We start from the raw sequence: 19,947 nt of genomic DNA on the forward strand, positions 1-19,947 counted from the left end.
TATGTTAAAAAAGGAAGCCTAAAGGCAAATTTAAATAAAATAAATAAAAAAAGGATTATTTATATGAAAATAAATAAAGATCAATTATTGATTATAACCATTTCTTCATGTGTTATAGCTAGTGTGATGTCTACGTCCATGTTGACGATTGCGTTCCCTAATCTTGTAGACTTTTTTAATATTTCTTATTCCACACTTCAGATTAGAAATATTCTATTCTTTTCTTTTTTCGCATTTCTCATTCCGCTTTTTGGTAAAGTGGCGGATATATTAGGAGCAAGAAAATTGCTGATATTTGGCCTATCGCTATTTATCGCATCTACGGCTCTTAGTGGAACCACAAATAGTTGGAATTTGTTTTTGGTCTATCAGACACTTCAGGCAATTGCAGACGCAATGGTAGTACCGGCACAGGTATTATTGATTAGGCAAAGTTTTAAGGATAATAAATTAGGGTGGGCTTTTGGATGGTTTTCCGGAGTTTTAGCGACTGCCACACTTATTGGACCAGCTGCTGGTGGTTTGGTAATAAAGCATTACTCTTGGCAAATGATATTTGGAGTATTGATTATCATAAGTTGCATATCTTTAGTTCTTGTATTAATGGTAACTCCCAAATCAAAAAAAAGAATCACGGCAAACCTTCATTTACCTTTAAAAAACAGTTTGGCTTTACTCGTCATGGTAATCAGTTTTCAATTCATATTCAAGGATGAAATTAGTATAGTGGAACGGTCACTTTCTATTGCGGTTACGATATTGAGTTTAATTTTATTTATTTATTATGAACGGGCTAACCGCGGAAATACTTCTTTGCTTCCAAGAAAGGCAATAAAAAACACTATTTTTGTCTCTTCAATTATTAGAATATTCGTTCTCTTCCTCATTACAAATGTAATAGTGCTTTACATTCCAAGTTACATGCGGGATATACACAATATTCAACCGGATATTGTTGGCTATATCATTATGGCAGATTCGATACTGGCGGTTTTGTTATCTGGGTATGCGGGTAAACTTGCAGATTTAAAAGACAATAGAAACCTTTTACTTTTATCTATTTCGATTTCCATAATTGGAATGGTGAACCTCACTTTGACAATGTTTAATGGCAGCTTAATTTTCTTTATATTTGCGTTTCTCCTTTTTGGATTGGCCGGTGTCATTTCCATGCCCACACAAAATAAGATTGCCATGATGGCAGTTCCTGAGGAAGAAACAGGGGTTTATATGGGTTTGTTCCAAATGGTACAGTTTGGAACTGGGGCTTTCGCGGCGGGGATATTCAACACTTTATTGGACTATGGCACTGACCAAGGTGACTTTTCCCAAGTTGGCTTTTCATACGTGTTATTCATTTGTATGGGGTTATATTTGGTAGCTATAGGAACAGTCGTTTATGATAAAAGGCTTCTAAAGAGCAATATGAAATTGTCTTTGAAAGAAGAAGTATAATTCTCGTTTAGCTGAAAGTGATATATACAACAGTTTTGAAGTGATCGAAAGGAGGTGAAACATATGACGAAGCAAGTGGAAAATACACAAGCGGAAAAGCTAGTGGAAAACCTTGAAATAATCGAAGCTAAAGAGCTGGAAGTGGGCAGTGCATTTCATGCATTCCGTTTCAGTACAGTGTCGGACACAGAAAAATAGATTAGGGCAGAGTTACAGGCAATCATTTTAAAGGTTAAGGAGGTGAAACATATGACGAAGCAAGTGGAAAATACACAAGCGGAAAAGCTAGTGGAAAACCTTGAAGTAATCGAAGCTAAAGAGCTGGAAGTGGGCAATGCATTTCATGCATTCCGTTTCAGTACAGTGTCGGACACAGAAAAATAGATCAGGGCAGATACAGGCAATCATTTTAAAGGTTAAGGGGTGAAACATATGACGAAGCAAGTGGAAAATACACAAGCGGAAAAGCTAGTGGAAAACCTTGAAGTAATCGAAGCTAAAGAGCTGGAAGTGGGCAGTGCATTTCATGCATTCCGTTTCAGTACAGTATCGGATGTAGAAAAATAAGTTAGATCCTAAATCCATAATGGTGATTCAAAGAGAGTGTTAGCTTTTAATGAAACTAACACTCTCTTTGGATAAATTAAAGGAGAATTTCTTTAGATGGAAAATTCAGATGCTATGATAGTTTTTCCGCCTCTAACTGAAGCCAGGCTCTTTCCATATTTAAGTTTACCTATGATTACTAGTTTTTTGAGGAACAAGGGAATGGGTGTAAGCCAAATTGATTTAAATATTGAATTATGCCATACCCTTTTTAGTGAAGATTGTTTAGCTGAATATGTGAGCATCAATGAAAACGGAAGTAAAGACTTGAAATTGATATATAAAGTCGAAATGGCTAAATACTTATTCAAAGAACAAAAGCAACTTTACAATAATGTATTTATAGAGAAAAGATCTTCTGATTCATTGAAGTATGACGTTCGGTTGGTGAGACAAGGCATAGAATTATTACTAGTAAATTCGTTTTTAAAACTTGAGATTACCTCATTGGAAGAAATCCTTGAATTGGTAAGGGATTTTGGTTGGAAAAAAAGTGATATTGCCACAAAGGTTTTATACGAAAATATCAAAGAAAAAATTCTTAACGATAAGCCCAAAATCTTCGCGATTTCTATTGCATACTATAGCCAAATATTACCTTCCTTTTTAATATGCAAGTGGATTAGAGAACTTTCCCCTAATACCCACATTATTCTGGGTGGACAACAAATCATGATTCGTCAATCATCTTTCTTTAGCCTAAATGGATTAAATCAATTTGTGGATTCATTAGGAATATCGGCAGGTGAAGAAACATTATTCATGTTAGACAGGTATTTGAAAAACGATTGCCAAATCGGCGAGGTGCCGGATATTGTTTGGCTTAATGAAAAAAATGGTGAAAATGCCCCATCCAAGTCTGCATATAGGATCACGGATGCCTTACCGCCTGATTTTTCTGATTTACCGTACAAAAACTATTTAGATGAAGAAGTGCATATGTCTTTGATTACATGTGTGGGGTGTTACTGGGGACGATGTACTTTTTGTTCATATGGTAATAGATCAAGAAAAGAAAAAAGTTATCAGCAGAAAACGGCAAGGCAAGTAGCAAACGAGTGTGAGGATATCATTAACAATTACGGGGTTAATAGAATTAATTTCATAGATGAGAATACTAATTTGCGGCTTGTCGTCCATGCAGTCAAAATACTTAAATCTAGAGGTTATGAAATTACATTCAGTACACGAAACCGTCTTGAGAATGTGTTGTTAGACGCTGAATTTTGTTTTGAACTAAGTAATTTAGGTTGTATTTTAATGTCTGTTGGCTATGAAACCAATTCTCAAAGAATTTTAGATTCCTTGGATAAAGGAGTGCAATCTAATAATTATCAACAGATAATAGATAATTTACATAATGCCAACATTACGCTGCGAATGTCTATAATTGGCGGCTTACCTGGTGAAACCGAGGATGAAATTAAGTGTTCTGAGGAATTTTTACTTAAAAATCAAGATAAAATTGGCATCGATGTCATGCAAATGCTCGTTTTAGAACCAGGTACCTATATTTATGAAGATACAAATAATCCTGAAATCCATATTCAATCAAGAAAAAACCTAAGAGGAAACAAATTACTCAATTATGGGATGGGTAGAATGGGTGCTACATTTCAATACTCTGACGGAATAACGTTTGAAGAAAAGCTGAATAGATTCTTGCAACTGCACAAAAATGTCAACCCCCAAAAGAATGATGAGCTTCCTCCTGATAAATACAAAAGGGAAGGAAAGGATATCACTTCAAATACCTTATTCATAAACCCTTGGACTAAAATCATTAAGTTAGATAAAACGTATATCATGGATTTTGTATGGCAAAGAATCTTCTTGGTGCCAGAGTCCTTAGAAGTATTCGGAAACGCACTGATAATGAGCAAGGCAGATGATAAAAAGTACCTAGAGTATTTTGTCGAAAAAGGTGTGATCAACCTTGAATGAAAATAACTTATGGGGAGGAATGACTAATGAGCACAGTTCATCAGACAATTAAATTTCCAAATGTAAAGGAAAAGCTTGGACTTGGTTTAGGCATGGATTTACCTTGGGGGGAAGATATAGGTTTTTCCAGCAAAGGGGACCATGACGACATAACGCCTAAGATGAAAGGCTTTTTTCAAAATTATAAAGACGAGTTTAATTATATTTTCTTTGCTTTTCAACCGAAAAATAGAAGTGTGTTAAAAGCCGAGGACTACTTTGATGCCTATGATAGATTATTTGAAGCCAATCCACATCTAAAGGCGAGAGCATTCCATCAAACGATTTTAAATATGGGGGCTACCGAGTATTACAAAAAAACGGAAATCATAGAATTCACAAATAAGATTATAGAAAGATATGACATAAGATGGATTGTAGAAGATCTTGGCCTGTGGTCAATAAAAGGGAAAACCGTCCCTTTCCCTTTACCACCATATATGACACCAGCGGGATTGGAAGCTTGTATAAAGAACATCAACGAATACCAATCTGAACTGGCCGTTCCAGTTTCAGTTGAGTTTCCTGGATTCACTGAAGGTACTAACTTCTTTATTGGGGAAATAAATGGATTTGATTATTTCAGAACATTGGTCGAGGAGACAAACTCCCCTATCACTATAGATATTGGTCATATCCTTAGTTATCAATGGTTGTTAGGGAATATGAATGAAAAGATGTTCAATGGTTTAGAAAAATTGCCTTTTGAAAACTGTTTTGAATTGCATCTTTCAGGTTGTCAAATTATTAAAGGGAAATTCAGAGATCTGCATCATGGAGTATTAATGGATGAACAAATCCAGCTTTTAGATTACTTGCTTCCTTTATGCCCTAATTTAAAAGCGATTACATATGAAGACCCTAAATATACGGATGAAGGAATATTAATTCCGAAGTCACAGAAAAATTATCAAAGAATGAAGGAGGCAGTTGAAAAATGGCAAATGATTTAAAACCGAAGAACTATTCACTTGACGAGTTGCTTTACAATTTATTATATGATTACCAATATAGAAATTACTTTTTAAATGATGAATTCGATGAATTGAATTTATCAGCTGATCATTTAAATCACATAAAAACAATAGATAAAGAAGAGCTTGTAGCAACGGCTACAACGATTGTAAGAAATTTAATGAGTGGAAACATTGAACATGAAGGTGGTTTAAGAACATCTTTTCCTGGTGTTTTTCAGGCTTTGGAACTCCTTGATACCGATATAACGCTGCTAATGCATAAGTTCCTGGCGTCCAAACATTTCGAGTGTTATATGGAATTGCCCTATGCAGGGGAAGGGACATGTATCGAGGAAGCGTTTTACAATTATTTGTCTGAAAACGAAGAGTTTATCCATGCGGCTGATAATAATCATTTACTATTAAAACACGAATTTTTAAATGCCATTTTATCTATACTAACAGTCAATAAACACCCATTTTTCAGGATAGATAGTGACCTGGTTAAAAATAATGGTCATATTCACTATGCGTACCAAGCCTATTCTAAAGAAATAGCCGAGGCACTAAGTGGAAAAAAAGTAGCTAGCGATTCCGAAAAGGTTATATGGCTATATGCAGCAACCGAAAAAAATTTAATTAGGGGACCCATTCACCCAAGTGTATTAGAAATGGTGGAAATAGGAGGTTCAAGGGAAATAAACCGCCAACAAAAGTTCAATCAAGACCAGATAAATTGGATTCTAAACTTAGGGTTAATTAAGAATGATGGATAAAATATATGTATATGAGGAACATAGTGAAGTATTTTCATATTGGGTCAATAAAACTCCCAGGAATAGTACCTTGGTTTATTTTGATCAACACTTGGATTTAAAGTTCATAGAAAATTCAAAAATGAAAAGAATCAGTCAGTTCATTAAAGAGGGTCTGTGTATTGATGAATTGAAAAAAGATATTCCTTGTAGGGAAGATGGAAGATATTCTTATGGGATTGATGACTTTTTGTACGCCGCCATACAAGAGGGTCTTTTTCGGAAAATTATATGGGTATACCCTCGTATGTTAGGAGAAAAAGGGTTTAGTGAATTACTTTGGGGGCTTTTATCCCTTGTACCCAACCATGGAAAAGAATTCATGGCAAGCTTTAGAAACGGTAAAAATTCTGCTTCTGTACAATTAAATAATATTGAGTTACATGTCACAACCATTGAATCTCTGGGAGAATTCCTAATTAATGAACAGGTTATTGTAGATATCGATTTGGATTACTTTTATGATCCCAAGACTAATGATTTATCCAATGATATAGACGAAACCTTAAATGTATTGAAAAATTTAGGCCTCTTTAATCAAGTGAAAACAATGACCTATTCAATCAAAAGCGGGTTTCTGCCTGAAAGTTTCAGGTGGATGGGGGAATATATAGCCGGGCAACTGGGGAGGGAGATTGTATATTCCAAGGAAGATAAGATTTCCCCGAAGGTAACGATGGAGAAAATTTCATCAAATAAAAAGTTGAGTCTAGCAGAAATAGATGAATTAAACTTTGAATTGAGGCCATTGGGAGCAATAGGGTGGAAATTGAAATCGATTCTCTATACCCGGTCTGGTGAAATTGAACTTGCTAAGAGTTGCTATCAAATAGCGACTAAAACGGGTGATGATTCATATTGGGCTGCCTATGTTTTAGGCATTCACTTTTTCAAGGATGGTAATTATGAAGAGGCTTTAAGTTGGTTTAGTAAAACTGGAAATATAGTGGATACCATCGAGGCGCATGGCTTAATATTACGTTTGATTTGTTGCCTTCGTTTGGAGCTGTATCAAAAAGGATATGATTTATCAAAAGAGTGCATCGAATTATTACCTATGAGAATAGAGGGTTATATATTGGGTGAAGCATTCGCAGCAAAACTGGGAATGACATTTGTGGATTTTGATGGCAAGATTCAGCATGATCCTTCGCAATTAGTAATTAGCCGAGCTGAAACGAAGCCATGAACAATGAATATTTACTATCATATGATTCGAATGTTGAAGGGGTTGTTTCACCAAGCTGCGATAATGAAAAGAATAAGTTTCTTCAAGAAGAATTAAATCATTGTTTAAAATTCATTGAACGTGATCGCTATGATCACTCAAGACATTGGAAGTCTTTTAAGCTTCGTATAGGATTAAGCAGTTATGAATTAAAGTATTCCATTCTTATAATGATCTTCATAGAGAGTTCAACATCTATTATTCCAGTATTATGGCAAACAAGAACTAAAAAGTCACCATGTTCTGAATTAATGGATCATTTTGAAGTGATTATAGCGGAAGTAGAAGCTGCTATATACGGTCAGCAACTTGAACGCAAGATTGAAACACAAATTGTGCTTGAGCCCTGGACTGGTTCTCATTATGTACACGAATGTTTTGGTCATACATTAGAAGCAGATAATTACCTGGAGTATTTAAAGCCAAATGGAATAACGATGGGATACAAATGGTCAGAATATAAAATTAACGTATTCGATGACCCGACCATTCCTGGGCAAAATGGTAGTTATTTATTGGATGCGGAACAGAATGAAACATTTAGGACCCACTTAATAAAGGACGGGATAAACGTAGGTTTGATGCATAATGCAAAGACTCGTAAGCTCCTGGGCTTACAATCTTCCTGTAATGCAAGAAGCGTTGGCATATCTTCACTTACGATGCCCAGAATGTCAACAACTTATTTGGATTCAGGCAATATGGAAGTACAGGAGATAATTTCAGGAATCGACAATGGTATTTATTGCAGAGGTGCCTGGGGCGGGGGATCACTTGGTTTGAATTTTGTAATCCGTCCATCATATGGTTTGGTCATTAAAAATGGGAAAGTAACCAATAAAATACTTAGAAGATTTGATATTAAAGGAAACAAACTGGATTCAGCTAAAGCCATTAAGTCCCTTAGCAATGAACTGCTTTTCTTTAATCCGGTTTTCGGTTGTAATAAGAATGGTGAAAATAATCTTAGTGTCACCCAAGGGTCACCTCATATTCATTTTGAAAATCTAACACTTTATCCCGTACTCTGAAAGGATGAGCGAATTGATCGAAAAAATACACTATAAACAATTATCACTAACGGATTTTGAAGAAAATTATGCGGGTAAAAAGCCACTGATAATAACTGGATTAGTAGATTCATGGCCTTCCAGGGACTGGGATACAGACTATCTACAGTCTAATTATGGAGAAAGGGAAATAATCATAAGGAAATCAGGATATGATCAAGAAAAAAAATTTTACAAATCAAAACTGGGCAAATTCATCGGTATATTAAATGATAACCCAGAAAAATTTTATTGTGACTGGCCTTTTTCCATCATGGGCAATGAGGATTTAGAGGGTTATTTCGAAACCCCATCCCTATTCAACCATAATACAATCAAGACAAAAAACAAAAAGAAATTAAAATGGATTTTCCTTGGTTCGGGTGGAACAGGAACCCCAATACACCAGGATTTTGAGAAATCACATAATTGGAATGCAGTAGTATTTGGCCAAAAAAAATGGATTTTTTTCAGTCCTGATGATACGGAGTATGTGAAAGAATTCAAGCATGATTTATTCGATTTGGATTTAAAGGAGGATCCAAATTTCAAATCTACCACGCCCTACATTGTGGAACAGTTTTCTGGAGAATTAATGTACACCCCTAAAAATTGGTGGCATACCGTTCGAAATATCAAAACTTCTTTCTCGGTTAGTGAGAATTTTTGGTATAAAGATGAAAAGGAATAATCCTTTATCCCTTTAAGTGGACAGGTTAAAAACTCGTAATTACTAAATTTGCGGCTTACAAACATTCTGTGGATTTTAGTGGTGCCGACATACTTAATGAAATCGGGAAATCAGCCATAGGGCTGTTTTTCTTTTTACCTTCTGAATCCCTTTTGCCCCCTCATACATCGCCTGCTTCTTAAAAAACCTCTATACGAATTTATCGATTCTTCTTGTACGCTTACAGGTCAAAGTTCTAATGTGAATCATCTCAGAAAAATGAGATTTTGTAGAAGATCCTCTTTACTCTGGTGTCAGTGCCCGAAAATAGTCAATTTCACTGTTTGGAAATGGATGTAAATGATAGAATTAACACTTATTGTTAATTGGAGAGGGTGGTAATTCATGGATCAGGACACAAAAGTGTTTCAAGAGTTGCAGCAATTGAATCAAAAAGTCAGTCATCTTGAAGATTTATTAACGCAGCAACAGAATAAAAAGGAAAAAGCAGGACCATTTCGAATCTTCCTGGACGCAGTAGGCTCACTGCTATTTGGATTAGTTGTTGTAGGACCGTTTATAGTGATTGTCGTTGGGGCTCTGATGGTGGCTGCATCTTGGTTAGGGATCGAGTTTTAAACGTCTGGGCTTTTATGAATATATTGGTTTGATTAGGTGACCAGTGGGGATTATTGATGATGGATAGGGAAAAGGTTTTTTCTATATATTGTAATTTCATTTGCTTTCGAATGCATGATTTAAGTATTGCATCTTTTCTAAAAAGGGGGATTTTTAAAGTGAAAGTGGTGCTGCCTTTTGTAATAGCCATGATTGCACTTACAGGGTGTTCTGCAGTGGCTGATAATGGAACCGGTGAATTGAAATGGTATAAAACCAAAGAAGAAACGGTTAATCATGGCATTAAAGAAGAAAAGATGAAAAAAGAAGACATCATTGGAGAAGTTAGTGAAAACGGAGAAACATTTGTTGTTTATAAGAAACAATTAGAAGAAGGCTTGGGAGTAGGGGTATCAAGTATAAGTGAGCAGGAAGGAAAGTTTGCTTGGTATGACCCTGATCAAGATGTTCTTGTTAAAAACGATAAAGTCAAAAAGTATTCCTCCCAGATCAGTTGGGGAACAACAACACAATCAGGAAAGAGTTTTACAATTTACACTGGATTAAGTGAAGATCAAAGTCCTATCGTTAAATCACAAACTAGTGAAGTAAGCCCTGCAATAGACAAGGAAAGTGGGATTTATTTCTATATAGAACCTGCTAAATAAGTCATAAGAACATTTGTTGAATTTACGAAACTACTGGTAAATTGAGGGTATTCAAAAAGGGCACTCTTTGTCTTTAGTAAACCTTGCAAATACGCTTCACACATCAGGGGTTCTTCATTTTCATCTTTTAATGCCGTCTACCCCCTGATTCTGCAGCCGCAGGATGTTTCTTAAGTGCTAATGAATTTGTATATGATTTGTCCACCAGTATCCTATAATTGAATCAAGGGCTTTTACGATTTCCCCTAATTTATTTCGTTGAAAATATTATCCTAAGAAAGTTATTGACAAATTCACCTTGAGTCCGTATAGTATGGGATATTATTAAAAATATTCAGATATAATTTTTCAAACGCAATGAACAGGAGTAGTAAAAGCTTATTATTCGGTGAAGAGAGCTGCGGGTTGGTGCGACGCAGTCCAATGATACTTTGAACTTGCCTGGGAGTGGTAAAGCGAAAGATAGGAATGATTCCATTCTTTTGTTTTAACGATTAACCTTCGTTACAAGGTTTTTAAAGCAGGGTTCTTTAAAGAGCCAATAAGAGTGGTACCGCGGTAAGCTTAAGGCATATCGTCTCTTTCTTCATTTGATTATGAAGGAAGAGACGATATGCTTTTTTTGATTTTTGGGAGGTTAGGATATGGAAACGGACAAACGGAATTTACAGAGGACAATGACTTCAAGGCATATTACGATGATGGCATTAGGCGGTGCCATCGGGGCAGGTTTATTTAAAGGAAGCAGTTCAGCCATTGATATGGCAGGCCCTTCCGTAATCATTGCGTACTTGATAGGAGGAATCATCCTATTATTCATCATGCAAGGTTTAGCTGAAATGGCGGTCCGCAATAGCGGTGCACGAACATTCAGGGATTTGGTCCAATCGATCTTAGGAAAGTATCCTGCCTATTTCCTGGATTGGATTTATTGGAAAATGTGGGTGTTGAATATCGCGGCCGAATCAGTGGTTGCGGCGATTTTCCTTCAATATTGGCTGCCCGGATATCCAATCTGGATACTGGCGTTAGCTGTTTCGGTTTTAGTTACTGCGGTTAACTTGCTGTCGGTGAAGGTTTTTGCAGAAACGGAGTACTGGCTTGCTTTAATTAAGATTACGGTCATCATTGTGTTCATCATGGCTGGATTATTGTTGCTGCTCGTTACTTTTGGTGATCATACCGCGGTCGGTTTTTCTAACTTGACCGAACATGGCGGGTTCTTCCCGAATGGATCGACAGGTTTGATCACGGCGATGCTGGTGGTTATCTATTCATATGGCGGTACGGAAATCATCGGGGTCACATTAGCTGAAACGAAAAATCCTGAAAAAGTGGTTCCAAAGGCGGTTCGCAGTACATTGGTCAGGATCATTTCTTTCTATATCATTCCTTTTTTCATCATCGTTAGCTTAATTCCTTGGAACGAAGTGAACGGGGTGAAGGAAAGTCCGTTTGTAATGGTCTTTCAAATGATCGGGATTCCAGGTGCCGACCATATCATGAACGCTGTTGTTCTATTAGCGATCATATCATCGATGAACTCCGGGTTATATGGTTCATCCCGCGTTCTCTTTACACAAGCCGTGGATGGTCGCGTTCCGAAAGTCTTTTCCCGTTTATCCAAGAAGAAAGTACCTGTTCCCGCAATATTAATGTGTACTTCGGCTTTATATGGCGGTGTATTGATTTCCTTGTTTGCTGGAAGCAAGACCTTCGATTTCCTAATGGGTTCGCTTGGATATACCGTATTATTCATCTGGTTGATCATTGCTTTCGCCCATTTGAAATCACGTAAACAACAGTCCGGAAAAACAAGTGCCTATTCGGTGAAATGGTTCCCGTATACGACTTGGGCTGCGATCATCGCTTTAATAACGATCCTGATCGGAATCATTTTCACGACATCCATAGTCGTTACGATCATTACACTTTGCATCTACATCTTCATTTCTTTAACGTATGTATGGAAAAAACGCCATAACAATATCTAGAAAAGCCGGAGTGATCACTTTTGCCTTCCCGCATATAAGTTTCATATCAAGCCGTGGTATATGCCATGGCTTTCGTTATGTATTCTTAGTCGGATTAAAAGTAAGAGATATCCATTTTACTAGTTCAAGGGAATCATTAACTTTAGCGATTAAAGAGTTAATCTAGTGAAAAATGTAGTATAATAATCTTTGGAAAAAAACCAATATATATTGAAAGCCGGAGCGAGCTATGAAAAACAATTCCATACTATCCTTTCACCCGTTATATTATTTATTACTTTTGGTGATTACTAGTTCCATCTACTCAATCATCAATCAATCTTCAGGTCATGCTGTTGATGTTACGACTATAATAGATAGGGAGATTCCCTTTATTAAAGAATTTGCCGTTCCTTATTTACTTTGGTATCCGTATATTTATGGATTGCTGATTTACTATTGCTTTGTTGACCGAAAGCACTATTTCGTCGGATTAGGCAGTTTGATATCGGGGAAACTTCTCTGTTTTCTTGTATATTGCCTTTGGCAAACGACAGTTCCGCGTCCAGAAGTCGTGGGCAACGATATCTTTGCCCAGTTAATGCGGCTCATCTATAGTCATGATCAACCTGTCAACTGCCTTCCCAGCATACATGTACTGACCACATTCATCATGATGATCGTCGCCCATAAGCGGAAAGAAGAGCATAAATGGGAGTATGCCAGTGTCACTGCATTCGGAACACTGATCATCCTCTCCACGCTCTTTACGAAACAGCATGCTGTATTGGATGCACTCGCAGGAATCCTCCTTGCATGCGGAGTATATGCAGCCGTCCAGTATACCTTCCATGCGCTACCTGGTTTTCAGGCCAATCATTACGCAGCGAGGCAAATTAAAAAGTGACCACAGGAAAAAGCCACTGTAAGAATATTCACTCCCATGAGTTGATATGTTACAGTGGCTTTTTGTTTTTTATTGAAATTAATTGGACATTTATGTAAATTATATATGATATTATGTTTTTAATCGAATCGAAACAGTGGAGGGAGGAAAAGAATGCCTCATCATCTTGATCGAATGGCTGAAGACTTGGTTAAAGCAAAGTTGGAAAATTATTGGCCGGGTTTTGAACTTGTTGCTTATGCCATATATGACAAGAGTAATGTTTATCTATTCAATCATCCTAAATTCAGTAACAATCCAAAATGTACATATCATATTTTAAAGTGGGATACCGAATTTACTGCTGACACAATCATGATGTATGAAGAATATCCCACTGCAATTGTTAATATGGATCACTATAAGGAATATGAAGATTTGTTTTCAATAGCGGTTCATGAATTGTTTCACGGCTATCAATACATAAAGGATGAAAAACGGTTTCCCGATGAAATGATGGGAATCACATATCCGCTGTCAAAAGAAAATGTGGAATTGCGAAATCAGGAACGGACAAATCTTTATCATGCGTTATTGGAAAATAACATAATGAAGAAGAAACAATACCTTAATGCTTTCATTGCCCTAAGGGAAAAAAGAGCAGACATGATTGAAGAATACCTGACATACGAAAAATTGATTGAAACCATTGAGGGACCTGCGTGGTATGTCGAATTGAAGGCTTACTCGGAAAAAAGCCGGTTTGATTACGGTTCAGTATTAAAAAAGTATGCACAACAACTAATAAACAAGTATGAATCCACTTCTAGTATTAGAAGTAGTTGTTATAGCTCCGGGTTGTGTATGTGTTTGTTACTGGAGGAGCTTTCACCAGGCTGGATGGAAAGTTTTTTTGATAGAGAAGAAACATTATATGACCTTTTAAAACAGCAGTCCGGTGACTATATGGAGCATTCAATGGCTGATGTGAAGATAAGTTCTGAAACAGAGGAAGTCATTAATTTAGCTATGGAAAAGAGAATGAAAGCATTTGAAGAGTTTAATAAACAAGCAGGCATTCATTTATATATTGTTGGGGAAATAATGGCTAAATCCTTTGACCCAATGAATATGATCCCATCAGGAGATAGACTTTTACATAAGAGCTTTATAAGAGTAAGAATGAACAATGAAGATTTTCTTATTCAACAACCGGTTATTGCCCATGTTGATCATGGAATTCAAAACATAAATAAATTACATCTGATAGTAGGGAATGAACCCTTTGAAACCAATGATTCGCTAACCATTGATGGCGTTGGAGAAATAAAGGGAAGATATAAGAAACAAGAAAATATCTGGCATGTACTTATTGATTAAAATGTATCCTCCATTTCTTATTAAACTATCATTTTTTATATGAAATCTTTTCGGGATTGTCCCTTTTTGTTAAATCGTCCAAAATTTTAACAAAGGAAAAAAAGAGTAAATCTCACTACAGGAATAATAAGGAATTAATGACTTGCAATACCAGGTAGTAAAATGTAAAATAAAATATAACTTGCTTTGCAAGGTAAATATTTTTGGGCCAATACCTTGTTATACAAGACAAAGGAAGAAGTGATTCAATATCCATGTCATCAACTCAAATGCTTAAAGGGATTTTGGAAGGTTGTCTGTTAGCGATCATTAAAGAAGGGGAAGTTTATGGGTACGAATTAGCCGAGAAGCTTGGGGAATATGGGTTTGATTCCTTAAGTGAAGGTACCATTTATCCATTATTAATACGCATGCAGAAAGAAAAATTAGTCAATACCACTTTAAAGAAATCAACAGCGGGTCCTAGCAGGAAGTATTACTCGTTATCTGAAAAAGGCGAGAGTGAACTGGAAGTCTTCATCGACCGCTGGGATAAGCTAAGTTCAAATGTAAATAAAATAGTGAAAAACAAAGGGGGAATGTAGCGGTGCTTGATGTTAACAAAACGTTATCCAAGGAGAGTCAAACCTTTTTAGAAGACCTCAGATTATACCTTTTTTCGAGTGGGAAGAAAACCGATGCAATTGAGGATATCATTGAAGAGTTAGAGGTCCATCTTTTTGAAGCGGAGTGTGATGAAAAAAGTGTAGAACATATCATAGGCAGTAGTCCAAAAGAATACATGAAACTTCTTTCTGATGAAATGTCAGTTGATTTTAAGGGATGGTTTAAATATATATTGATGATTTTATTTGGGGCATTTTCCTATTTGATTATTGATAAGGCTTTAAATGGTGGAATTAAATTTTCGTTTTTGGAGATCATCGGTTATCCTATGGCTGGAATCCTTTCAATATTAGTTTATATGATATCTTTCAGGTATATGGCGAGGCATAAATTATCCATGTTAAAGCAAGGTGTACTCCTATTTGCCCTAGGCATGATTTCGATAGCATTGTTTGCAGGTTTAATTATTTTTAGTGGAATTCATAGCACAACTTTTATAAAACTTGAAAACACAGGTACTATTGTTGCTGTAATACTAGCCATTTCAATATTCATCCTCATATCCTTATGGAGCAAATCCTGGGTTTCCATCATCATTCCGATACTCCTTTTTGCACCTGAAGTTGTATTGAAACAGACCCATTACCAAGAGGACGTTAATTTGATACTGAGCAGTTTAATAACGATGCTGGGTATCCTCCTTTATTGTGGATATACGATCAGGAAAACCAAAAGCAGTTGAAGTGTTTTACCTGCAGGTTCCAATGTATAGGCAAAGAAAAAAGCATCGAACCTCCCATGACAGGAAGTCCGATGCTTTTTTCTTTTACATTTCAGCTTCAATTTTCAAAGATGAGTCTTCGCTGAACTGTTCTTTATCCAGGTCACCCGTTATTTTACTAGTCAGAATACCGGAAGTCATGCTTCCGCTGACATTCACGGCCGTTCTTCCCATATCGATCAATGGCTCGACGGAAATCAACAGGCCGGCCAAGGCGATTGGCAGGTTCATTGCAGATAATACAAGGATGGCAGCGAATGTTGCTCCTCCGCCTACACCTGCAACCCCGAAAGAACTAATGGCCACGATGGCAATCAACATGGCGATAAAGGAAGGGTCTAGCGGGTTGATCCCAACCGTTGGAGCGATCATGACCGCTAACATGGCCGGATAGATTCCGGCACAGCCGTTTTGACCGATCGACAAGCCGAAGGATCCGGCAAAGTTGGCAATACCTTCGGACACCCCTAGTTGTTTCTGTGTTTGGATGTTCAATGGCAGGGCGCCAGCACTTGTTCTTGAAGTGAAGGCAAACGATAATACCGGGAAAGCTTTTCTCAAATATACGATTGGATTCAATCCTGCAAGCATCAGCAATAGCAAATGGATGAGGAACATGACAATCAGGGCCACATATGAGGCACCTACGAATTTCCCTAATTTCAGGATGGCATCCAAATCACTTGTAGCAACAGTCTTCGTCATGATCGCCAAGATCCCGTAAGGCGTTAAGCGCAGGATCAATGTTACTACGCGCATGATGATGCTGTGCAATGTATCTACTATTTTAGCAAAAAATTCAGCATGTTCAGGCTGTTTCCTTTTGACTCCTAAATAGGCAATCCCAAGAAATGCAGCAAAAATTACAACGGAAATGGTTGATGTCGGACGTGCACCCGTTAAATCAAGGAACGGGTTGGACGGAATCAATTCAAGAATTTGCTGTGGCATCGTTTTATCCTGAATCGTACCGTATGTTTCCGATATTTGATCTCCGCGGCTTAACTCCGCTTCCCCTTGCTCAATTTGAACGGCTTCCAAATTGAATACAGTTGCCGAGGTGATCCCGACAGCAGCTGCAATCGCAGTCGTTCCAAGCAGGATTCCGATGATCAGGACACTGATCTTTCCGATATTGCTAGTCAGTTTCAATCTTGTGAATGCGGATAAGATTGAAATGAAGACAAGCGGCATGACGATCATTTGCAGGAACTTGACATAGCCGGAACCTACAATGTTAAACCAATCGACCGATTTAACGATCGCATCTGACTGAGGTTCATAGAAATACTGCAAAAGAAGTCCGAATACAATCCCTAAACCAAGGCCAGTAAAGACCCTTTTTGTAAAGGAAATATGCTTCTTATTCATGTAAAATAAAACGCCTAAAAGAACGAGCATTATGGCAAGATTTAAAAACACATAACCAATCATATATATTCCTCCTAATTCCGATTAACCAAATGAGAATAATAAATATCTGAAGCCTATGATACATCATCCGTTGATTTTTTACCAGAAGAAAATAATTTATTTTTGACTTTTCCAGTAATTCATGTATGTATCCATATTCATGGACTGAATAAGAAGTCACAAAAAAGAGATATACATGAACCTTTCTCCACTCTGGGATCTAGGGTTCAGTATACCTCTTGTAGGTAAAATTGTTATTTCTTCAAATCAATCACGATATCATCCAATACCAACTCTTTTGGAGCACTACTCGGCTTTGTTGGGAAAGATGACACCTTTTCTTCACCATCTTCCGTTATGGTTACTTCTCCGTGATTCTCTGAAGTGAAATTACGTAATGTTACATGTGGTGTCGCAATCAGTTTTGTAGCGTTTGGATCGATTTTTTGAAATGTTTTGCTGAAGTTCATATTATAAGAATCAATACCGCTTCCTCCGTTACCTTGACCATCGTATTCATTCCCTAAGTCATCTTTAATCGTCAACTCCACATAGGCTTCATCCCATTTGTTTTTGACTGAGTCGGACACTTCTTGATGATAATCAACCACAAAGGACATTGGTGAGATCGATAGTTTTTCGACGGATACTTTTACTCCATGTTGATTGACATTTTTATTGATGACCTTCTCGTTGCTTTCAGTTGCCTCTAGAGAGAAAGCAAAATTCCAATTTCCTTTTATCTCTTTATCCATGTCGGTAATACTAATGCTGTTTATATTCCAGTCTATATTTACCTTATCCACTTTAAGATCTTCCAAGTTACTAACCGTTAATAAGCCTACATATTTTTTATCAGCTACTTTTGAAATTCCATCCGATCCTCCTTGGGCTTTCATTTCTTTTATATTCGGGCTGGGAATGTAGAATGATCCGTTACCCAAATCTTCTTCGCTTTCAATAGTATAAGTGATGGTTACCGTTTTTCCGTCATAAATGGCGTCATTTATCGTGAAAGTAAGGCCATTGCTTTCTTCGCTAAAGCCCATTTCGTTAGAGTAGGCCTTATAATCACTATAAAGCCCCTTTCCATTATTCTTGATATCATCGGGAAGACCTGAGTTTTCATTACTAAAATAGCTGAAAATATCTCCTATCAAAGGAATGCTTTTAGCAGAAGCGGTAAACGAGAATCCAATCGTTGCGGTGGATAACCCGAATATGATCGAAGCAGCGAGAACATTCTTTTGCCAACGTTTCATTTTTTTCTTCTTGCTTATTGATTTTTTTAGGTTTTTTTTGACTTTCGCTTTTTCTAGTTCGGTGACTTTCATTTCATTAAATTCAGTTTCGTCTATGTCTATATCATTTAATAATTCATAAATATCCTTCATACGACACTGCCTCCTAACTTAAGATTCGTAGCTTTTTGACTTAGCTTCTTTTTGCCCCTATAAATTCGATTATCGATTGATGCTTTGGTCAACCCGAGTTTTATCGATATATCTTCATTTTTTAAACCAAGAAAGTACTTCATGATGAAAATATCCCGATCTACAGGCTCTAAAAGATCGATTAACTGAAGCAGTTCTTTTCTGTCTTCCGATATAATCAATTCATCTTCTGCTGATTTTTCTGAATCTATCTCGGTATAACTTGACGTATACTCCATTTTCTTCACGGTTTTTCGGTAGTAATCAATCGCCTTAAACTTAGCGATTGCACAAATCCATTTTCTGAAATCTGTTGTATCCCCATGGAACTTTTTCGAATGGTTCCAAATTGAGAGAAAAATATCATTGATACATTCTTCCAGGACACCGTCGTTCCTAAGAGGAGAGAGAACCTTATATGTGACCCCCTTGATTAGTGGCAAATAGGTATCCACTATAAATTCCAATGCGTCTTCTTCTTGGCGTTGCAACCGCTCGATAAAATTTTTATCAGTAGACTTCATGACATGATTCCCCTTGTTTTTTTGTAAAAGCTTTTACATTTAATACAACGTGTGTAAAAAGATTTGTTCTCAATAATTTTGGATTTTTCGAAGAGTAGGTATGATGGGTCCATTTGCACTTGGAACGATATGGTATTGAGGGTATCAAATTTTGTCAGTATGCGACAGTGTTATCCATATTAGCGGCTAAAAATAGATTCTTTAACAAAACACTTGATTGCTGCTAAAAACTGTTGAATGAAAGATTATTCTATATTATTTATCAGGAAGGATAAGCCCTTTGTTTTCTTGAATGATATATGCTTAGCGTTTTTTTGAAAGGATGAAAGAATGATGGATATATACATTGACAGGCTTAATGAACGGGATGCACAAGCGTTATTTGCATTTGAATGCAATAATAGGAGGTTTTTCGAACAAACGGTCCCAGGACGGGGTGATGATTATTATAGCTTTGGAACGTTTGGGATCAGGCATAAAGAATTATTAAAAGAACAAGAAGAGGCCATCTCCTCTTTTTATTTGATTAAGATTGGTTCTGGCATAATCGTCGGCAGGATTAATCTTGTGGATATCGACCCCATCAACGGTACGGCTCATGTCGGTTATAGAATCGGTGAAGCGTTTACGCAAAAAGGGATTGCGAATGAAGCTTTAAAGCTTTTGGTGAAGCTGGCGCCGGATTTGAATGTGACGCAAATGCATGCCAAAACGACAAGTGACAATATCGCCTCCCAAAAGGTTTTGGTGAAAAACGGTTTTGAACGGATTTCGATTAAGGAGGAAATTAGTGCGGATTCGGGTCAAAAGCTAACATCCTTCCATTATAGTAGGAACCTTTGAATCCATTTTCTTCTATATAATAGAACGCATTCCATTTTTCAATTGTGAAAAGAGGGGGAG

Annotated in this window: 21 protein-coding genes and 1 other annotated feature; of the genes, 18 read left to right on the forward strand and 3 right to left on the reverse strand. The window is 36.9% G+C overall.

All coding sequences use genetic code 11. The features are described 5' to 3' along the window. The first annotated feature begins 63 nt into the window (after nt 1-63). From J7I90_RS08720 to J7I90_RS08785, 17 genes are all read left to right on the forward strand, one after another. Nucleotides 64-1,455 (forward strand): MFS transporter, encoded by a 1,392-nt coding sequence (locus J7I90_RS08720; protein WP_214770632.1) that lies wholly within the window; start codon nt 64-66, stop codon nt 1,453-1,455. A gap of 63 nt (nt 1,456-1,518) precedes the next feature. Further along, complete coding sequence (locus J7I90_RS27715; protein WP_258831801.1) at nt 1,519-1,653, forward strand: hypothetical protein; 135 nt, start codon at nt 1,519-1,521, stop codon at nt 1,651-1,653. A 51-nt stretch (nt 1,654-1,704) separates the two neighbouring features. Then, the gene (locus J7I90_RS27720) at nt 1,705-1,839 is read left to right on the forward strand and encodes a hypothetical protein (RefSeq protein ID WP_285289418.1); all 135 of its coding nucleotides are present in this window, start codon (nt 1,705-1,707) and stop codon (nt 1,837-1,839) included. 48 nt (nt 1,840-1,887) lie between these two features. Then, nucleotides 1,888-2,022, forward strand: coding sequence for a hypothetical protein (locus J7I90_RS27725; RefSeq protein ID WP_285289419.1), 135 nt, complete (start codon nt 1,888-1,890; stop codon nt 2,020-2,022). Nucleotides 2,023-2,118: 96 nt separating this feature from the next. Next, nucleotides 2,119-4,005, forward strand: a complete 1,887-nt coding sequence (locus J7I90_RS08725) for a B12-binding domain-containing radical SAM protein (RefSeq protein WP_214770635.1) — start codon at nt 2,119-2,121, stop codon at nt 4,003-4,005. A 26-nt stretch (nt 4,006-4,031) separates the two neighbouring features. Continuing rightward, nucleotides 4,032-4,997, forward strand: coding sequence for a multinuclear nonheme iron-dependent oxidase (locus J7I90_RS08730; protein WP_095393037.1), 966 nt, complete (start codon nt 4,032-4,034; stop codon nt 4,995-4,997). Further along, entirely contained in the window at nt 4,982-5,776 is a 795-nt protein-coding gene (locus J7I90_RS08735) for a hypothetical protein (protein ID WP_214770638.1), read from the forward strand. Before J7I90_RS08730 ends, J7I90_RS08735 begins: the two co-directional genes overlap by 16 nt. After that, a complete protein-coding gene (locus J7I90_RS08740) occupies nt 5,766-7,004 on the forward strand; it encodes a peptide arginase family protein (RefSeq protein WP_214770641.1) in 1,239 nt (412 codons plus the stop codon). Before J7I90_RS08735 ends, J7I90_RS08740 begins: the two co-directional genes overlap by 11 nt. Continuing rightward, on the forward strand, nt 7,001-8,074 hold the full coding sequence (locus tag J7I90_RS08745; protein WP_214770644.1) for a TldD/PmbA family protein: 1,074 nt from the start codon (nt 7,001-7,003) through the stop codon (nt 8,072-8,074). The genes J7I90_RS08740 and J7I90_RS08745 overlap by 4 nt, the downstream gene beginning before the upstream one ends. 13 nt (nt 8,075-8,087) lie before the next feature. Next, on the forward strand, nt 8,088-8,783 hold the full coding sequence (locus J7I90_RS08750) for a cupin-like domain-containing protein (protein WP_214770647.1): 696 nt from the start codon (nt 8,088-8,090) through the stop codon (nt 8,781-8,783). Nucleotides 8,784-9,167: 384 nt separating this feature from the next. After that, complete coding sequence (locus tag J7I90_RS08755) at nt 9,168-9,401, forward strand: hypothetical protein (RefSeq protein WP_214770649.1); 234 nt, start codon at nt 9,168-9,170, stop codon at nt 9,399-9,401. Nucleotides 9,402-9,511: 110 nt separating this feature from the next. Further along, a complete protein-coding gene (locus tag J7I90_RS08760) occupies nt 9,512-10,048 on the forward strand; it encodes a hypothetical protein (RefSeq protein WP_214770650.1) in 537 nt (178 codons plus the stop codon). Between the two features lie 348 nt (nt 10,049-10,396). Further along, nucleotides 10,397-10,633 (forward strand) — a binding site (T-box leader). A 59-nt stretch (nt 10,634-10,692) separates the two neighbouring features. After that, a complete protein-coding gene (locus J7I90_RS08765; RefSeq protein ID WP_214770652.1) occupies nt 10,693-12,042 on the forward strand; it encodes an amino acid permease in 1,350 nt (449 codons plus the stop codon). A gap of 229 nt (nt 12,043-12,271) precedes the next feature. Beyond that, nucleotides 12,272-12,928, forward strand: a complete 657-nt coding sequence (locus J7I90_RS08770; protein WP_214770654.1) for a phosphatase PAP2 family protein — start codon at nt 12,272-12,274, stop codon at nt 12,926-12,928. 153 nt (nt 12,929-13,081) lie between these two features. Continuing rightward, nucleotides 13,082-14,287 carry a hypothetical protein gene (locus tag J7I90_RS08775; RefSeq protein WP_214770656.1) on the forward strand — a complete coding sequence of 402 codons (1,206 nt, stop codon included), beginning with the start codon at nt 13,082-13,084 and terminating at the stop codon, nt 14,285-14,287. 254 nt (nt 14,288-14,541) lie between these two features. Beyond that, nucleotides 14,542-14,871, forward strand: a complete 330-nt coding sequence (locus J7I90_RS08780; RefSeq protein WP_214770658.1) for a PadR family transcriptional regulator — start codon at nt 14,542-14,544, stop codon at nt 14,869-14,871. A 2-nt stretch (nt 14,872-14,873) separates the two neighbouring features. After that, entirely contained in the window at nt 14,874-15,635 is a 762-nt protein-coding gene (locus tag J7I90_RS08785) for an HAAS domain-containing protein (protein ID WP_214770661.1), read from the forward strand. An 84-nt stretch (nt 15,636-15,719) separates the two neighbouring features. Here J7I90_RS08785 and J7I90_RS08790 read toward each other — a convergent pair whose 3' ends face one another. The 3 genes from J7I90_RS08790 to J7I90_RS08800 all read right to left on the reverse strand — a co-directional run bounded on the left by J7I90_RS08790 (nt 15,720) and on the right by J7I90_RS08800 (nt 19,044). Further along, on the reverse strand, nt 15,720-17,108 hold the full coding sequence (locus J7I90_RS08790) for an L-cystine transporter (protein ID WP_214770664.1): 1,389 nt from the start codon (nt 17,106-17,108) through the stop codon (nt 15,720-15,722). 233 nt (nt 17,109-17,341) lie between these two features. After that, a complete protein-coding gene (locus tag J7I90_RS08795; RefSeq protein ID WP_214770666.1) occupies nt 17,342-18,481 on the reverse strand; it encodes a DUF4179 domain-containing protein in 1,140 nt (379 codons plus the stop codon). Beyond that, complete coding sequence (locus tag J7I90_RS08800) at nt 18,478-19,044, reverse strand: sigma-70 family RNA polymerase sigma factor (protein ID WP_214770668.1); 567 nt, start codon at nt 19,042-19,044, stop codon at nt 18,478-18,480. The genes J7I90_RS08795 and J7I90_RS08800 overlap by 4 nt, the downstream gene beginning before the upstream one ends. A gap of 333 nt (nt 19,045-19,377) precedes the next feature. Here J7I90_RS08800 and J7I90_RS08805 point away from each other — a divergent pair, with 333 nt between their 5' ends. Beyond that, a complete protein-coding gene (locus J7I90_RS08805) occupies nt 19,378-19,887 on the forward strand; it encodes a GNAT family N-acetyltransferase (protein ID WP_214770671.1) in 510 nt (169 codons plus the stop codon). Nucleotides 19,888-19,947: the final 60 nt, after the last annotated feature.

The organism is Bacillus sp. ISL-57 (genome assembly GCF_018613135.1).
Lineage (GTDB): Bacteria > Bacillota > Bacilli > Bacillales > DSM-1321 > Peribacillus > Peribacillus frigoritolerans.

Excerpts from the sequence above, each read along its gene's own strand:
- J7I90_RS08720 (WP_214770632.1), top strand. The coding sequence starts at position 64 with ATGAAAATAAATAAAGATCAATTATTGATTATAACCATTTCTTCATGT.
- J7I90_RS27715 (WP_258831801.1), top strand. The coding sequence starts at position 1,519 with ATGACGAAGCAAGTGGAAAATACACAAGCGGAAAAGCTAGTGGAAAAC.
- J7I90_RS27720 (WP_285289418.1), top strand. The coding sequence starts at position 1,705 with ATGACGAAGCAAGTGGAAAATACACAAGCGGAAAAGCTAGTGGAAAAC.
- J7I90_RS27725 (WP_285289419.1), top strand. The coding sequence starts at position 1,888 with ATGACGAAGCAAGTGGAAAATACACAAGCGGAAAAGCTAGTGGAAAAC.
- J7I90_RS08725 (WP_214770635.1), top strand. The coding sequence starts at position 2,119 with ATGGAAAATTCAGATGCTATGATAGTTTTTCCGCCTCTAACTGAAGCC.
- J7I90_RS08730 (WP_095393037.1), top strand. The coding sequence starts at position 4,032 with ATGAGCACAGTTCATCAGACAATTAAATTTCCAAATGTAAAGGAAAAG.
- J7I90_RS08735 (WP_214770638.1), top strand. The coding sequence starts at position 4,982 with ATGGCAAATGATTTAAAACCGAAGAACTATTCACTTGACGAGTTGCTT.
- J7I90_RS08740 (WP_214770641.1), top strand. The coding sequence starts at position 5,766 with ATGATGGATAAAATATATGTATATGAGGAACATAGTGAAGTATTTTCA.
- J7I90_RS08745 (WP_214770644.1), top strand. The coding sequence starts at position 7,001 with ATGAACAATGAATATTTACTATCATATGATTCGAATGTTGAAGGGGTT.
- J7I90_RS08755 (WP_214770649.1), top strand. The coding sequence starts at position 9,168 with ATGGATCAGGACACAAAAGTGTTTCAAGAGTTGCAGCAATTGAATCAA.
- J7I90_RS08760 (WP_214770650.1), top strand. The coding sequence starts at position 9,512 with ATGCATGATTTAAGTATTGCATCTTTTCTAAAAAGGGGGATTTTTAAA.
- J7I90_RS08765 (WP_214770652.1), top strand. The coding sequence starts at position 10,693 with ATGGAAACGGACAAACGGAATTTACAGAGGACAATGACTTCAAGGCAT.
- J7I90_RS08770 (WP_214770654.1), top strand. The coding sequence starts at position 12,272 with ATGAAAAACAATTCCATACTATCCTTTCACCCGTTATATTATTTATTA.
- J7I90_RS08775 (WP_214770656.1), top strand. The coding sequence starts at position 13,082 with ATGCCTCATCATCTTGATCGAATGGCTGAAGACTTGGTTAAAGCAAAG.
- J7I90_RS08780 (WP_214770658.1), top strand. The coding sequence starts at position 14,542 with ATGTCATCAACTCAAATGCTTAAAGGGATTTTGGAAGGTTGTCTGTTA.
- J7I90_RS08790 (WP_214770664.1), bottom strand. The coding sequence starts at position 17,108 with ATGATTGGTTATGTGTTTTTAAATCTTGCCATAATGCTCGTTCTTTTA.
- J7I90_RS08795 (WP_214770666.1), bottom strand. The coding sequence starts at position 18,481 with ATGAAGGATATTTATGAATTATTAAATGATATAGACATAGACGAAACT.
- J7I90_RS08800 (WP_214770668.1), bottom strand. The coding sequence starts at position 19,044 with ATGAAGTCTACTGATAAAAATTTTATCGAGCGGTTGCAACGCCAAGAA.
- J7I90_RS08805 (WP_214770671.1), top strand. The coding sequence starts at position 19,378 with ATGGATATATACATTGACAGGCTTAATGAACGGGATGCACAAGCGTTA.